The sequence below is a fragment of the Segatella copri genome (genome assembly GCF_009494395.1).
Classification (GTDB): Bacteria; Bacteroidota; Bacteroidia; order Bacteroidales; family Bacteroidaceae; genus Prevotella.
Genome location: NZ_VZCB01000001.1, coordinates 39,875 through 54,449, shown reverse-complemented (window position 1 = coordinate 54,449; position 14,575 = coordinate 39,875). Strand labels below are relative to the sequence as shown.

The window sequence follows — 14,575 nt, the reverse complement described above, 5'->3', positions numbered from 1 at the left end:
TTGGCTATATCCTAGCCTTTTCAGGCCCGATGATTTCTAAACGGGACAGCAGTGAGTTGATGAGGAAATCACAGTCCTGCAGGTTCTGACCCTCGGAAATGCAGTCGGTGGCAATGAGCACATCAATCTCCTCGGTAGCATCCGGGAAGAGAGCAGCCCGGTCTTTCGATACGGGCGAGAAATAGGTCAGCACATTATTGAAACTCATCGGAAACTTCGGTATGGTGCATTTGCCATCCGTAGAACCCGTGATAAGCGCCACATTCAACCCACAATCCGCCTTGATGCGTGCTGCCAGCTGGTCGTACAGATAGTTGGCGGTATCAGCAAAGGCTGTAAAGATAATCACCTTCTTGTTGCCCGGATTGATGGGATGCTCAAACTTGTGCTTCAAATCTTCGATGAGCATCTGCAGCTTGGAGTCGTGCTCGGGAGAAATATCCTGGAGCATAATCTGAAGCAGGGCAAGATTCTCCTGGTCGCTGCGAAGATCACGTGACCAGCGAACCACATCAATATCCCGGAGGTTGATTTTGGAATTTCTGCCCACAAATGGGTCGTTATCGCTATCTGCGCTATCCAAATCATCCGTAAATTCGGTAACATCCACAGAACCGCTGCGCCCGTTGCTTTCAATGGTATTCAGCGTTTCGTCTATATATTCCTGGATGCGCTGCAAGGTAAGACGGAAGGAGTTGACGCTGCTCTCCAGACGTTTGAGCAGGTTGGTAGCCATCAGCTTGCGGAGACCTTTCTCTCGTCCGTCGATAGAGATACCCGAGCCTTCCATATTGATTTCATAATCCTCCTTCACGCTATCAAAGATATAGAGTGACGGCGTATAGATGCTCAGATTCAGCCTGTTCAGCTGTTCAGCAATCTCGCTGAAAGAGATGCTATCGCTCAAATCCGTCAACTTTGGGCGGCGGGATATAGGAGCCAATCTGGTAGGGAACTTACCGATGTCCTTCGTATCGTAGTATTTCACGATGTGGCTTCGGCTTCGGGCGATGGTTACCGCATCCAGCAATTCGAAAAAGTCGAAGTTCAGCTCATCAAGCAAACGTTGCGTGGTGCGCTCTTTGGGCTGCAACTTGGTCCATCGGTTGTACGCCAACTGTGCCGAGCGGAACACATCATCTATGCTGCGGTCGATGTCAAGAACCTCGTTGATTTGCTCAGCATGACCTTCGTATGCCAGTTGCAACTGGTTCTTCAGGTCGTTGAAGCGGTTGTTGACTGGAGTGGCACTCAGCATCAGGACTTTTGTCTTGATTCCTGCTCGGATTACCTTGTTCATCAGTCGCTGATAGCGGTTTTCCTTCTTCTTACCATCATCCAATATATCCAGGTTGTCAGCCTCATCATCCTCGTCATCCACATTACCGCCATTGCGGAAATTGTGGCTTTCGTCTATGACTATCAAGTCGTAGTTACCCCAGTTGATTCTTTCAAGATCAATTCCGTTTGACATACCTCTATCTCGGCTTAAATCGCTGTGAAACAGAATATCATAGCGAAGGCGGTCGGCAGCAAGAGGGTTGTTTTTGTAATTAGTCTTGAAGGTGCTCCAGTTGTCATAGAGCTTCTTAGGGCATAATACGAGCACCGACTTGTTGCGGTTTTCGTAATACTTGATGACGCTCAGCGCCGTGAAGGTTTTACCCAGACCCACAGAATCGGCAAGGATACAACCATTGTATTTTTCGAGTTTATTGATGATAGCCAGGGCAGCATCCTTTTGAAAATTATAAAGTTTTTTCCAAACCACACACTCTCGGAAGCCGGTCTTCTCGTTAGGAAGAACATCCTCGTTGATATCATCGAGAAACTCGCTGAAGATATTATATAGCGTAATGAAGTAGATAAACTCAGGCGCATTTTCCTGATAAACGGTTTCTATGTATTCCAGCACCTTGGCAGTTACATCCTCGAACTTATCGCCATTCTTCCACTGTTCATTGAATACGTTCAGATACTGCTCGGCAAATGGTGAGGGCATCACCTGGACCATGGAATATAAGCTGTTTCCCCGTTCGCATCCCAATTCTGTGGTGGTAAACTCATTGAAGGGTGCATAGACATAAGGGGCAGTGCCGTTTACGTGAATAAAGCCGCCCATTGTTTCCTGCGACACATTTGATTTGAACTTCACCTTGCGTCTTATCCAGTTGGCGCATTCCTTGGCGATGGCTTTCTGCTCCAGTTTGTTGCGGAGTTTGATTTCGAAGTCAGAGCCATAAAGATTGCGCTCACGGTTGAGTTTTGGAATAAAGAACTCACGCTTCTCTTTCTTCACCTTATCCTTGATGAAAGTAGGCGAAGTGAAGATAAAACGTAACTCATCAACGTTCTCCAGTTCTTCCTTCAATGCTTCGAAAGCATAGATGGAAAAAGAGGCTGCAGCTATTGACACACGAGACCCTTTAGATAATTTGGTCTTCAAATCATCTACCACCCGTTCTGACACGTTGTTTATAACCTTAATCAATTCCATAAGTTTCACCTAATAATCAGATAGTTACGCTACCAAAAGTGCAATTCCAATACACTTACTCCTTCAAAAGTACAACAATATTTCGAAACACGCAAGAAAATTGGGGAAAAGTTTTAGAAAAAGTGATCTGATAGCATTGGGGATAGCATAATCTTATCTTTTTAGTTGACAATCAAAATGCAGGGTCTGGCAGTAAGACCTGATAGAGATGGTTACAGTGGTTACGGTTACAGAAGTTACAGTTTTCAGCGGAGGGGTACAAGGACTTTTGGAGTACTTTCAGATTGTAAGTAATAATAATAGATAATAATATAATATATTATTATCTTCTTCTAAAGAAGGGAAAGGGAACTGACTCATGAAAAACTGTAACTTCTGTAACCGTAACCACTTTTGGGGGAAAATCGGGGTAGATGGCGCAAAAGGCAAACGTAGAGTTGGGATGCACAAAACATAGAGAAACTATTTACAGAATATAGTTTTCTTATCTTAAAAATTATGACTTGTTTTTATTAACAGGATTCTCCGCAAATGTTAAATCCGTTTAACAGAACTCTGCAGGGCGTTTTTTGGCTGTACCGGGAAAAAGCCGTACCTTTGCACTGTCGTTAGAAGAAAGACTGCACTCGGCATAGTTCAAGCAAGCTTGACTCTGCGCTCGTTTGCACTTCCTTTGCAGCATGAAAACAATTTATAATTAACAATTAATCATTAATCACTAATCATTAATCACTAATCATTAATCACTAGAATTATGGGACAAGGAACTTGTAAGTATCGTAAAGTAACGCGCACTCCACAGAGTGGAGAGAACGCAGGTAAGAAACTCTGGTATGCTACCGCAGTGAGCGACCGTGAGATGAGTTTTGAGGACTTCGTGACTCATATCTCTGAGCACAACTCGCCATACAGTCGTGGTACTATCCACGGTGTGCTGATGGACACTTTGGACTGTCTGAAGCACCTGATCCTCGACGGCAAGAGCGTGCGTATCTCCGACCTCGGTCTGTTCTCCATCGGCATGACTTCGCGTGGCGAGGTGAGCAAGGACAAGGTGTCTGCTGCAAGCGTGCAGGGCGTTCACCTGATTGTGAGAAATACGAAGTCGTGGAGCAATGCTGAGCTCAAGAAGCTCACCAAGATTGTTGCCTACGACGAGTATAACACCAGCGAGGACACCGGAGGAACCGGCAAGCCAGGCGGCGACTCCAACACCGGTGATACCACCCAGGGCGGTGGCGGAACTCAGGAGGGTGGCGGTGGCACCCAGGAAGGAGGCGGCGGCACCCAGGAAGGAGGTAGTGACGTAGGCCTCTAAAGCATAGCCCCTTCGGGGGCTGTGTTTAAGCAGCAAAGAATTAATCACTAATCACTAACAATTAATCACTAAAAAAAGATGAAAAAGGACACTTGGAAAACTATCATTCAGATTGCGATATCAATCTTGACTGCGATTGCCACCACCTTGGGTGTGACCAGCTGTATGCCTTAAACGGCAACAGAAACAACAAACAGAAAGTGCCGGTAGGAGAAAATCCTATCGGCACTTTTTTGGTAAAAATCTGCGACGTCTGCGGGAGTTGTTTCTTGTCCCACAGATTCCCACAGATTTCCACAGATTCTTTCTTTTGTATCCTTTTACCTCTTTTAAGTTCCCACACGGATCTCACGATTCTCACGGATTTTTTACCTTTTTACCCTTTTACCCTTTTACTTTTTTACCTTAAAAAGGACCAGCGATGGAATCGCTGGGAATACGGGGGCTACAGTCGCTGGGAATACGGCGAAACAATAGAAAAGGGTCTATATGCCACGACGAATGGGGTGGCATATAGGCCCTTTTGTTGTATCAGGGATATTGGAGGATGGCGCCACACGGGCTGAAGGCCCAAAAGCTCCTAGCCCTTTACCTTTGCTTTACCCTTCGGCCAGCGATTTTCAATTCCGCTTCGACCGGTGACCGTTGGTTCAGGGCGTGTGGGGCAAACAAGGCAAAGCCGCCAGGCGTCCCGGCGGATTCCAAATCCGCAGAGCCTAAATAGGTTACGACATTTTTAACGCCGGATTGCAAATCCGACGGAACGCCAGAATTACAAATTGGACAGCAAGTATTTAATATACTCATCCGTCACGTTGGAAATCTCGCCCTTGTCGTAAATGGTCAGCAAGGTTACTTCCATACTTTCCGTATCTATTAATAAATTCAAGGTTAAGATGCGGGCACCACCACTCTTTCCCTTTCCTTTCGAAGCAATAGCCATTCTTACCTTTCGAACGCCTCCTCCAAGGTCGTCACCTAAAAAAGGATTATCCGAAATATCGTTCAGTAAATCGTCATAATCAGTTCGTAACGAATGATACTTCTTTGCCAAACGCTTAAACTGGCGTTTAAACTCCGGACCATATTTAATCGTTACTTCCATATCAATCCTCCTCGTCCAGTTCCTTTAACAGGTCACGAGCATCGGGCAACTTCTGACCATTCAATTTTGCCATCCTTACCTCTTGCATCGCTCTTGTCAAAGATTCCTTGACATAAGCCTGCTGCTTTTCGGTCTTTGTCAAAACGGGGTCCTTCATTACCGATGTAGAAACTACACCGCGCAACATCTTGATGGCTGCACGTATCTTCTGCAAAGACTGACCCTCTGTATCTATTGTTACTAATATCTGTTCCATATCAACTCTATAAATTTATATATTTGGTGCAAAAATACGAGAAATATCTGAAAACTGCAAATATATATTGGTTTTTAACAGTTGTACCCTAATCTTGCTCCTCCTAAAACTTTCATCTGACGGCATGGAATGTTTATCCTTATGCCAACATCTTCCCTCTATTCCTATTTTTCTGCCAGGGATAAATACTTTTTTGCATATATAATAAGGTATAATGGTTATTTTTTTGTATTTTTGCAGAAAAATAAAAGACCTATCAATGAAAAGAAACATAAAGACATTCTACACCTTATTATATATAGTAGGATTCATCTGTTTTTGGCTGATGCCTCTACAGGCATCCGGCAGCATCAAACTGGACGGGAAACGACTCTCGGCTAAGGACGGATTGTCGTGCAATACGGTGAACGACATCATCCAGGACAGAGACGGATTCATCTGGCTCGGAACACCGAACGGAGTGAGCAGATATGACGGCTATCAGTTTATCAACTTCACCAATCTCAGCAAGAACTCCGGACAAAAGACCCACCACTCCATCTCACAGCTCATCAACGACGAGAAACATGGACTCATCTGGGGCTACAATCCATCCAACATCCTCTGCTGCTTCGACCTGGAAACAGCTCATTTCTCCGATTATTTCGATAAGGAAAATGCTACGCTCTTGAGAAACCGATTCAAGAGCCAGAATGGCATGTGGCTCTTTTCCGGGGATTTCGGAGCCAGATACCTGACCTATAGCAACGGGAAGTTGCACGCCACAGACTATACTACAAAGAACGGCAAGCTGATAGGCGACCATCAGCTACAGATGCAGGAAGATTTCAAACACAATATCTGGATAGCATCCGATAAAGGACTCAACCGCATCACCCCTGACGGCAAGAGCCATCTGATGCTCAAGAACCAGCCCATCATCACCCTGACCACAGACGGCAATCATATCGCCGTGCTGACCGACAAGGGCGATGCCTTCCTTTATGACAACTCGGGCAAGCCCGTCAGGAAATCCCATCTTCCATCCATGGTGGGATATGTGGGGAAATCGCGCGCCTCCTTCTTCTGTCAGGGAGAATGGTATATCTTTACCCAGGAAGAAACTTTCGCCATGAACCTGAAGACCGGCATCTTCCACAAGCCAGCCATCCAGATACCGAATGCCATGTCGAAAACCTTTCTCAAATCCTATGAGTTTCTTTACGACAAGAAGGGAAACGCCTACCTGTTCAGCAAGAAGGGAAACCTCTTCAGGAAATTCCATCTGCTGGATGACAAGGCTTACATCAACGGTAGAGACAAGAACTTCGTGGCTGCCGAAGATGCCCACGGAAATGTATACATCGTATCTTATGGCAACGGACTCTTCATCTACAACCCGAAGGAAGATGAACTCCAGCACTTCTCTGCAGCAGACAAGGACCCGCTCTTCCATTCCGACTTCCTGCTGAACGTATTCATCGACCGCAGCGGATGCATCTGGATCTGTACCGGAGATGGCGTATATTGCTGCCGTGAACTGAAGGATCTCAACACAGAGCATGTCAGGATAGAACCAAATACCAACCGGGAATGGAGCAACTACGTGCGACATATCAGCAACATAGGCAATGACAAGCTCGCCGTCAGCACCCGTGCCAACAGGACTTACATCTATGATGCCAAGACCCAACAGCGAACGTTGGAAATGCAGACCGATGCCTGCGTCTACGATTATGCCATCGACCCGCAGGGCAGGAAATGGATAGCCACCAAGGGCGACGGCATCTACATTGACAATGTGAGATATTCCAAATATGAGAAGGACCATTATGCTCCGGGCGTATCCTTCTACAAGACCATCTTCGACAGGCAGGGAAGAGCCTGGATAGCCACCTGGGGAGAAGGCCTGCTCATCACCCCACAGACTACGGGGCAGCAGCCACGGAAGTTCGAGCAGTTTCTGAATGCTGACGGCAAGGAAGCACAGATCCACGACCTGATCCTGGACCGCAAGGGCAGACTCTGGGTATGCAGCAACAACGGTATCATCATGGTGAATACCGCTGAGAGGAAGATTACAGCCCAGAAGTTCCTCCGCTTCAGCGACGAAAACGGAAAGCTGCCCGTAAGCGAAATCAATTGCGGCATCGAGGCACACGACGGAAAACTGTGGTTTGCAGCAACCGGAGGCGTTCTGAAATGCAGCTACGACGAGAAGACCGGGGAACTGGAGTACGAGCTGTTTGATACCAGCAAGGGACTCACCGACAACAATACCCGCTCGCTGGAGGAGGACAACTACGGCAATATCTGGATTGGTACAGAGGAAGGAATCTCCCGTCTCAACGCCAAGACCAACGATATCCGTTCGTTCCAGATAGGACGCACCATCTTCAGCAACAACTTTACGGAGAACTGCGCCACCAGGCTGAAGGATGGCAGACTGGTATTCGGTGTTGCCGACGGCATGATCTTCATCCAGCCATCCCGCACCATCAGCATGCCACCAGCTAAGATGAAGGCAGTCATCACCGACCTCACCATCAACGGCATCTCGATATACGAAGCAGAAAACGAGCAATTCCTGACTAAGGCGCTGAACTATACACGGGAAATCAGCCTGCCACACGACAAGAATTCGCTCAACATCCACTTCTCCAACTTCGATTATCCGCACATCCAGAATGCGATATACCAGTACTATCTGGAAGGAATAGACAAGACCTGGCGCCCGATGACCAGCATCAATCATGCCGAGTTCAGCGACCTGAACCCTGGCAGCTACACCCTGCATATCCGTACCCGTATAGGCAGCAACCAGTGGAGCGAGGAAACCCTGCTGCACATCACCATCCGCCAGCCTTGGTACAATACGGTATGGGCGTGGTGCATCTATCTGCTCATCATCTGCGGAGCCGGAGTGCTCTACTACCGTTCATGGAGAAGGAACTTCGAACTGAACCAACAGATTGCTTTGGAGAAACAGATGTCTGACTCCCGAATCAACTTCTTCACCCATATCTCTCATGAGTTCCGCACCCCGCTCGCCATCATCCAGAGTGCCGTGGAGAAGATGATGACCAAGGGAGAAGGCTATGCTTCCAAGAACACCATCTATACCCTCTCCAGAGGAACCAAGCGACTGCAGCGACTCATCAACCAGCTGATGGAGTTCCGCAAGATCAATACGGGCAATATGAAGCTGAATGTGGAAAAGGGCGAAATCATCAGTTTCGTACGAAGCATCTACAATGATCTCTATACCGTAGCCAAGCAGAAGGACGTCAGCATGAGTTTCACTCCGTGGACCAGCAGGCATGAGATGCTCTTCGACCAGGAAAAGGTGGAAACCATCGTCTATAACCTGCTGAGCAATGCCGTGAAATATACCCCGGACAGGGGCATCATCAGCGTAAGACTCTATCTGGAGAACGATATCGTATTCTTCTCGGTAGAAGACAACGGTCCGGGCATCAAGCCGGAAAGAGAGGCTGATCTCTTCAAGCCATTCATGCACGGCTATGCTTCCAAGGGCGGTATGGGCATCGGTCTCTATACGGCGCATCAGATGGCAGAAATCCACAAGGGTTCGCTCACCTATGTGCGTTCCCGGAATCTAGGAGGCAGCCGCTTCTGCCTTGCCCTGCCAGACGATGCCGGCAAGTATCAGCCGGAGGATATCATCGAGAAGAAGGCGCTGGACGACCACAGCATCGACAAGGACGAGATAGACATGATCGTGAAGGAGATGACTCCGAAAGCCATCAACAACGTGACCGTGATGGTGATAGAAGACGATCCGGACATGCTGGAGCAGATCAAGTCGGAGCTGTCGGTCTATTTCCATGTAGAAACATTCATGAACGGAAAGACGGGTTACGAGAATATCCGAAAGATTAAGCCAGCCCTGCTCATCAGCGACATCCAGTTGCCGGAAATGAGTGGCTACGAGATTGTAAGCAACATGAAGGCGGATCCGGAGACGCAGAACATCCCGGTCATCATGCTGACCGCCTTTGATGATACCAGCCATATACTGAAGGCATACAAGAACTTCGTAGATGACTATATGGTGAAGCCATGCAACTTCAAGCTTCTCATCGCCCGAGCCCTGCAGTTTGTGGCTATGGACCTGAAGGCGAAGCAGCAGGCTGAAGAGAAGGCAAAGCTTCAGGAAAAGGCCCTGCAGGAGAATGCTCCGCAAGAGAACCCAGAGCAGACGTCAGGCGGAGAAGCCATCCTGATCAAGCCTGTGAAGGAACTCAAGAAGAATGAGCCAACCCTCCTGATGTCAACCCTCGACAAGAAGTTCAAGGACAAGCTGGAGGCAATCGTGGCACAGCATATCGGCGACAACAACTTCAATGTAGACCGCCTTGCCGAGCTGCTCTGCCTGGGCCGTACCACGGTATATAACCGCACGAAGAGCATCATGGGTGTTTCGCCAAACATCTATATCCAGAACGAGCGTCTGCGCATTGCCGCCAAGCTCCTGCTGGAAGGCGAATACACCGTAAGCGAAATCAGCGAAAAGGTTGGTTTCTCCGATTCCACCTATTTCTATAAGTGCTTCAAGAATAAGTATGGAATAGCGCCTAGCAAGTATGGCAAGTAAAAATTGCCTGCCAAATAGATTACAAAAAAAACTCGTTGGTAAAGAAGCCAACGAGTTTTTTTTATTTTGTATAATCACTAATCACGATTAATCACTAATCACTATTAAATAATCATTAAATTTACCAGCCAGGATTCTGTTCCCACTTCTGTCCATACTTCTCGTGCTTCAGCATCACGTCGTTAGGGATTGGGAAGAGATACATCTTGTCATCCCACTGGCGCTGTACGGTTTCACGGGTATAGGTGAAGGAACCATCATCGTTCCTGGTAATCTTCATCTCCTGAATGTTCTTGAAGAACTTGTTAGCCTCCTTCCATCGGCGTACATCCCAGAAGCGATGACCCTCGAAGGCAAGCTCTACCATGCGCTCGTTCTGATACTTGCTCCACCACTCCTCATTGCTCAACGAAGTAGGGAAATCAGGCATTCCGGCACGCTGGCGAATCTTGTCCACAGCCTCGTCTGCCGACATAGGGAGATCGGCACTTGTAGCGGTGGCGCTGCCCAGATACCTGAATGCAGCCTCAGCATAGTTGAGATAGAACTCACCCAGACGATAGGTAACCCAAGTATGATAGTCGCCCTGCTTCTTGGTCTTTGAAGTAAGGTCGATATCACCATGCAGCAACTTCTTCAGATAGTAACCCGTAGGAGTAGCGCCCACCAATGGCTCGGCATTCACGCCGCCATAATAGGTCTGCAGCTTAGCCTTGTTATATCGGGCTGCAGTAGGCCACAGATCACCATTCTTGGCGATGGTCAGCTCAAAACGAGGGTCACGGCCAGCGTAAGGATTCTGCTCATCATAGCCGCTGCCAGCCTCATTGATACCCTTACCCGTAGCCTTCATCTCGTAGGCATCCACCAGGTTCTGGGATGGGCAGTTTCTACCGGAAGCTGAATAACTAGCCTTTGCCATATCGATACCGAATGGATAGTTGTAGCTTTCTACCCTATTATCAGATGGATCGGTAGAAGAAATCTTGGTACCATAGATACGGCGACCGAAGATAATCTCACACTTCTTGTCGGCATCCTTGTAATTATTGGTTGACCAGAGGTCAGCATACTTGGCAGCGAGCTTCATGCCTCTTGCCTCGCAGGCATCCAGCAATTCCTTGGTATAGAGAGCAGCCTTGTGGTAACGCTCCTTATCACCTGAAGGGTTGAAGAGCGGACTTGCCCAATAGAGCGCTGCACGAGCCTTGAGGGCAAGGACGGTCAGGTTGTTGGCACGTCCATCCTCGGCAGTACTCAGAGCCATGCTTCCCAGGTCGGAGTAATCCTTGATGATGCTGTCCTTTACGGCATCACATTCATCGAAGATGTACTGGAACACCTCGTCAGATGACTTGCGAGGCTGATTGTTGACATCAGCTGCCGCCATCTCAGGGTTGATGACAGGCACACCACCATACTGGCGAACGAGATTGAAATAGAAGTAAGCACGCCAGAAGCGGGCCTCCCACTTGTAGTTCTCGTAACGGAACATCTGCTGCTGATAGTCGGCATTGAGCTCGAAATCCTCGAACTTCAAGTCCTGGAAATCCTTCAATACTACATTGCAGGTCTTGATGCCCTTATACATATTGCTCCAGAGCGAACCCTGGGCGTTGGATGGGCTCCAGCTGCCGTTATAGAAGGTCTCGATGCTGGTACCGCTCACGGAGTAAACACTCTCGTCGGTGGCAGAGGCAAGCATGCCTCCACCAAAGTTCTGACCATAATCATAGTCTGCATAATTGTAGATATCGGTCATGAAACCACCCACCTTCTCGAAGGTCTGAATCACATAATCCTTATCCTTGACTACCGTCTCGCTGTAATCCATCTTATCGCTGCAAGATGCCAGCGCCAAAAGTCCGAACAGACCATATACTAATTTATTTGTTTTCATTATTGTTCTACTTTAAGATAATTAGAATGTTACTGACAAACCAGCCACGATGCTGCGATTCAGAGGATTGGTTGCACCGAATACCTCAGGATCTGACTCATCGAGATGGTCGAAGCTAAACAAATCTACACCACGCACATACAACTTGGCTGCATTCAGGAGCTTGGTCTTGGTGAGCATCGCCTTAGGGAAGTTGTAATAAACCTCGATGTTGCGAAGCTTGAAGAATGAGCGGTCAAACATCCAGAGGGTGTTTGTATTGTAGTTGTTGGCATTGCTGGTTGAGCTCAGCGCCGGGAACTTGGCTGTGCCGGCTGTCTCAGGAGTCCAGCGGTTGTCGTAGTAGTACTGAGAGATGGTGGTGTTGCCCACCAGTGGCTTGTACATACTCTTGGTAGAAAGCACGCCAGTATATCTGCCAGTGCCCTGGAACATCGCATCAATACCCAGTCCCTTCCACTCTACTCCCAAATGGATATTGTAGTAGATTTCTGGAGCTACGGTAGAATATCCGATGGCCGTCTTGTCGTTGGTATCAATCTGTCCGTCACCGTTCACATCCTCATACTTGATGTCGCCAGGACGAGGAGTGCTGCCCAGAAGCTGTGGCTTGGAAGCATCGATGTCTGCCTGGTCCTTGAAGAAGCCGATAGCCTTGTAGCCGAAGAGCTGGCTTACGCGATGACCGGTGCTTACCAGGTTAGGATAGAGCTTAGGAGCCTCATCCTGCTCCTTGATCTGGCTGCGATAGTAATCGATGTTGGCACCGATGTTGAACTTCACGTCACCAATCTGCTTGTTGTAGTCGAGACTTGCCTCCCAACCCCAGCTATCCACGATACCATCGCCTTCGTATGGAGCATCCACACCCAGCTCTGAAGAATACTTGCCTGCGGTAGATACCCAGATGTTGGAACGGCGCTGGTAGAAACCATCGAAGCTGAAATCGAGACCACCGAACAGGGTGGCATCTACACCGGCATTGAACTTGGCTGCCTTCTCATGGGTCAGACCGGAAGTAGCAATGGCATCAAAATAGGTACGGCCGAAATCGCTCTGGAAACCGCTGTTGAACGGATAGGAACCACCGGTAGTCTGATACTGCTGCATATAGTACATCCATCCGCTCTCAGGCAGGATGTCGGTCTGGATAATGCCGTAGGATGCACGGAGCTTGAGGAAATCCACCCAGTTGAGCTTCTTCATGAAATTCTCCTTGGAGAGTACCCAGGCTGCTGATACCGTAGGCGACAAAGCCCACTTGCTGCCAGGAGCCAGACGGTTGGAACCGGATTCTACCAGGGCAAGGTCGAGGAAGTAGCGGTCGAGCAGACCATAGTGGGTGTACCAGCTGATGTTCTGGCGATAGAGCGTACTGTTGATGGCAAACTCATCGCTGAACTCGTAATCGTACTTCAACTGGCTGTAGATGCTGTGGGCGCCGAAGGTATTCTGATAGTCGGCACTGGCATCGGCATGGAAACGGCGGGTGAAGCTGTTGGTGGAGATAGAGGCACCGAGATCGCTCTCAGAACCACCCATGAATGCCTTGCCCAACTGAGGTTCGCCATCCAGCCAGTCGGCTACCGTAGGACTTCCATATACGTATGTCTTGCTGTAATCCTCGTAGATGTTGGAGAAATGGTCGTAAGCGATGCGGCCCTGAACAGCCAGACCCTTCAATACCGCAGGGAGTTCCTGACGGATGGTGAGGTCGGTATAGATACCACGGTTGTGATTTCTGGAGTAACCGGCATCCTGCGACTGTGCCACAGGGTTAACGGTACCAGCCCAGGTAGAGTTACCACCCCACTTGCCATCCTCGCCCTTCACGGCGAAGGCAGCAGAAGGCAGGCTATAGACCATATCCCACAAACTGGCAGAATTGCCGGGAGCATTCGACTCAGCGAGCACACCCAGGAGGTTCACCTTCATGGTAGTATTCTTCGAGAGAATCATATCCATATTCATGCGCAGGTTACCCTTCACATATTTATTATTGGTAGAATATCCCTCATGGGTATCCGGATTCTTCACGAAACCATTGTCATACTGCAGGTCGAGCAAGGCATAGTACTTGAACTTCTCGCCACCGCCCGTAAACGAAGCGTTGAGCATATTGGTAACGCTGTGGTTGCGGAAGGTTTCATCCACCCAGTTAACGTTAGGATAGAGATAAGGATATTTGCCTGATCCGAAGGCATCCACCTCTTCCTGGGTATATCTAGGGTTCTCAAAGCCATCGTTTGCATAAGCCTCGTTCATCGCCTTGGCATAGGTCTGTGCATCCACGAACTTAGGCTTGTGAGCCATGAAATTGATGGCATGGTCCAGATTCACCTTGATTTCCTTGGAATTGAACTTACCGCGCTTGGTAGTGATGAGCACCACGCCGTTGGCACCCTTGTAGCCATAGAGTGCAGTGGCAGCAGCATCCTTCAATACGGATACGCTCTCCACTTCCTCGGCAGAGATATACTGGATATCACGCTCGATACCATCTACCACGAAGAGAGGGGTGTTGCCATCCAGACTCTGCATACCGCGGATGTAGAAGGTAGGATTGATGCCGGCATAGTTGCCGGAATTCTGCAGCGAAATCAAGCCGGAACCCTGTCCCAGGATAGAGTTGCCGATATTCTTGGCGCTGCGCTTGTTGGTACTCTCGCTGGTGATGACAGACACTGCTGAAGTTGACTGCTCGCGGGAGAAGTTCACATTGGCACCCACATCGATGCTCTGAGCCGCATAGCGATGAGGAGCAATGGAATCTATTTTGACTTGTGCTGAAGCTGGCAGGCTCAGGAGAGCCATCGCCATCAGTACAGCATTCTTATTATTTTTCATCGAATTTACTTTTTTAATCTGTAACTTTAATCAAGTAACCTTTACTCAAGAGATA

7 protein-coding genes and 1 pseudogene are annotated in these 14,575 nt (G+C 48.4%); 3 read left to right on the top strand and 5 right to left on the bottom strand.

The window, feature by feature from the left end:
• Positions 1 to 55 precede the first annotated feature (55 nt).
• Positions 56 to 2,497, bottom strand: a pseudogene (locus F7D73_RS00175) (SNF2-related protein); the annotation flags it as partial.
• Between the two features lie 754 nt (positions 2,498 to 3,251).
• Between F7D73_RS00175 and F7D73_RS00170 the strand changes: the two are divergent.
• On the top strand, positions 3,252 to 3,815 hold the full coding sequence (locus tag F7D73_RS00170; protein ID WP_153121735.1) for an HU family DNA-binding protein: 564 nt from the start codon (positions 3,252 to 3,254) through the stop codon (positions 3,813 to 3,815).
• 78 nt (positions 3,816 to 3,893) lie between these two features.
• Complete coding sequence (locus F7D73_RS00165; RefSeq protein WP_153121734.1) at positions 3,894 to 3,989, top strand: smalltalk protein; 96 nt, start codon at positions 3,894 to 3,896, stop codon at positions 3,987 to 3,989.
• 598 nt (positions 3,990 to 4,587) lie between these two features.
• Here F7D73_RS00165 and F7D73_RS00160 read toward each other — a convergent pair.
• Together F7D73_RS00160 and F7D73_RS00155 are read right to left on the bottom strand one after the other, a co-directional pair.
• Positions 4,588 to 4,920 carry a type II toxin-antitoxin system RelE/ParE family toxin gene (locus F7D73_RS00160; RefSeq protein ID WP_153121733.1) on the bottom strand — a complete coding sequence of 111 codons (333 nt, stop codon included), beginning with the start codon at positions 4,918 to 4,920 and terminating at the stop codon, positions 4,588 to 4,590.
• Between the two features lies 1 nt (position 4,921).
• Positions 4,922 to 5,176: a hypothetical protein gene (locus tag F7D73_RS00155; protein WP_153121732.1), complete on the bottom strand. Its 255-nt coding sequence runs from the start codon at positions 5,174 to 5,176 to the stop codon at positions 4,922 to 4,924.
• A 259-nt stretch (positions 5,177 to 5,435) separates the two neighbouring features.
• Between F7D73_RS00155 and F7D73_RS00150 the strand changes: the two genes are divergently transcribed.
• Positions 5,436 to 9,773 carry a hybrid sensor histidine kinase/response regulator transcription factor gene (locus tag F7D73_RS00150; protein WP_194256796.1) on the top strand — a complete coding sequence of 1,446 codons (4,338 nt, stop codon included), beginning with the start codon at positions 5,436 to 5,438 and terminating at the stop codon, positions 9,771 to 9,773.
• A gap of 121 nt (positions 9,774 to 9,894) precedes the next feature.
• On the opposite strand, the gene F7D73_RS00145 is transcribed toward F7D73_RS00150, so the two are convergent.
• Positions 9,895 to 11,673, bottom strand: coding sequence for a RagB/SusD family nutrient uptake outer membrane protein (locus F7D73_RS00145; RefSeq protein WP_153121730.1), 1,779 nt, complete (start codon positions 11,671 to 11,673; stop codon positions 9,895 to 9,897).
• Positions 11,674 to 11,694: 21 nt separating this feature from the next.
• The gene (locus tag F7D73_RS00140; protein WP_153121729.1) at positions 11,695 to 14,520 is read right to left on the bottom strand and encodes a SusC/RagA family TonB-linked outer membrane protein; all 2,826 of its coding nucleotides are present in this window, start codon (positions 14,518 to 14,520) and stop codon (positions 11,695 to 11,697) included.
• Positions 14,521 to 14,575: the final 55 nt, after the last annotated feature.

What these genes read in the sequence shown, in the direction of transcription:
- F7D73_RS00170 (WP_153121735.1), top strand. Translation starts at nt 3,252, where the DNA reads ATGGGACAAGGAACTTGTAAGTATCGTAAAGTAACGCGCACTCCACAG.
- F7D73_RS00165 (WP_153121734.1), top strand. Translation starts at nt 3,894, where the DNA reads ATGAAAAAGGACACTTGGAAAACTATCATTCAGATTGCGATATCAATC.
- F7D73_RS00160 (WP_153121733.1), bottom strand. Translation starts at nt 4,920, where the DNA reads ATGGAAGTAACGATTAAATATGGTCCGGAGTTTAAACGCCAGTTTAAG.
- F7D73_RS00155 (WP_153121732.1), bottom strand. Translation starts at nt 5,176, where the DNA reads ATGGAACAGATATTAGTAACAATAGATACAGAGGGTCAGTCTTTGCAG.
- F7D73_RS00150 (WP_194256796.1), top strand. Translation starts at nt 5,436, where the DNA reads ATGAAAAGAAACATAAAGACATTCTACACCTTATTATATATAGTAGGA.
- F7D73_RS00145 (WP_153121730.1), bottom strand. Translation starts at nt 11,673, where the DNA reads ATGAAAACAAATAAATTAGTATATGGTCTGTTCGGACTTTTGGCGCTG.
- F7D73_RS00140 (WP_153121729.1), bottom strand. Translation starts at nt 14,520, where the DNA reads ATGAAAAATAATAAGAATGCTGTACTGATGGCGATGGCTCTCCTGAGC.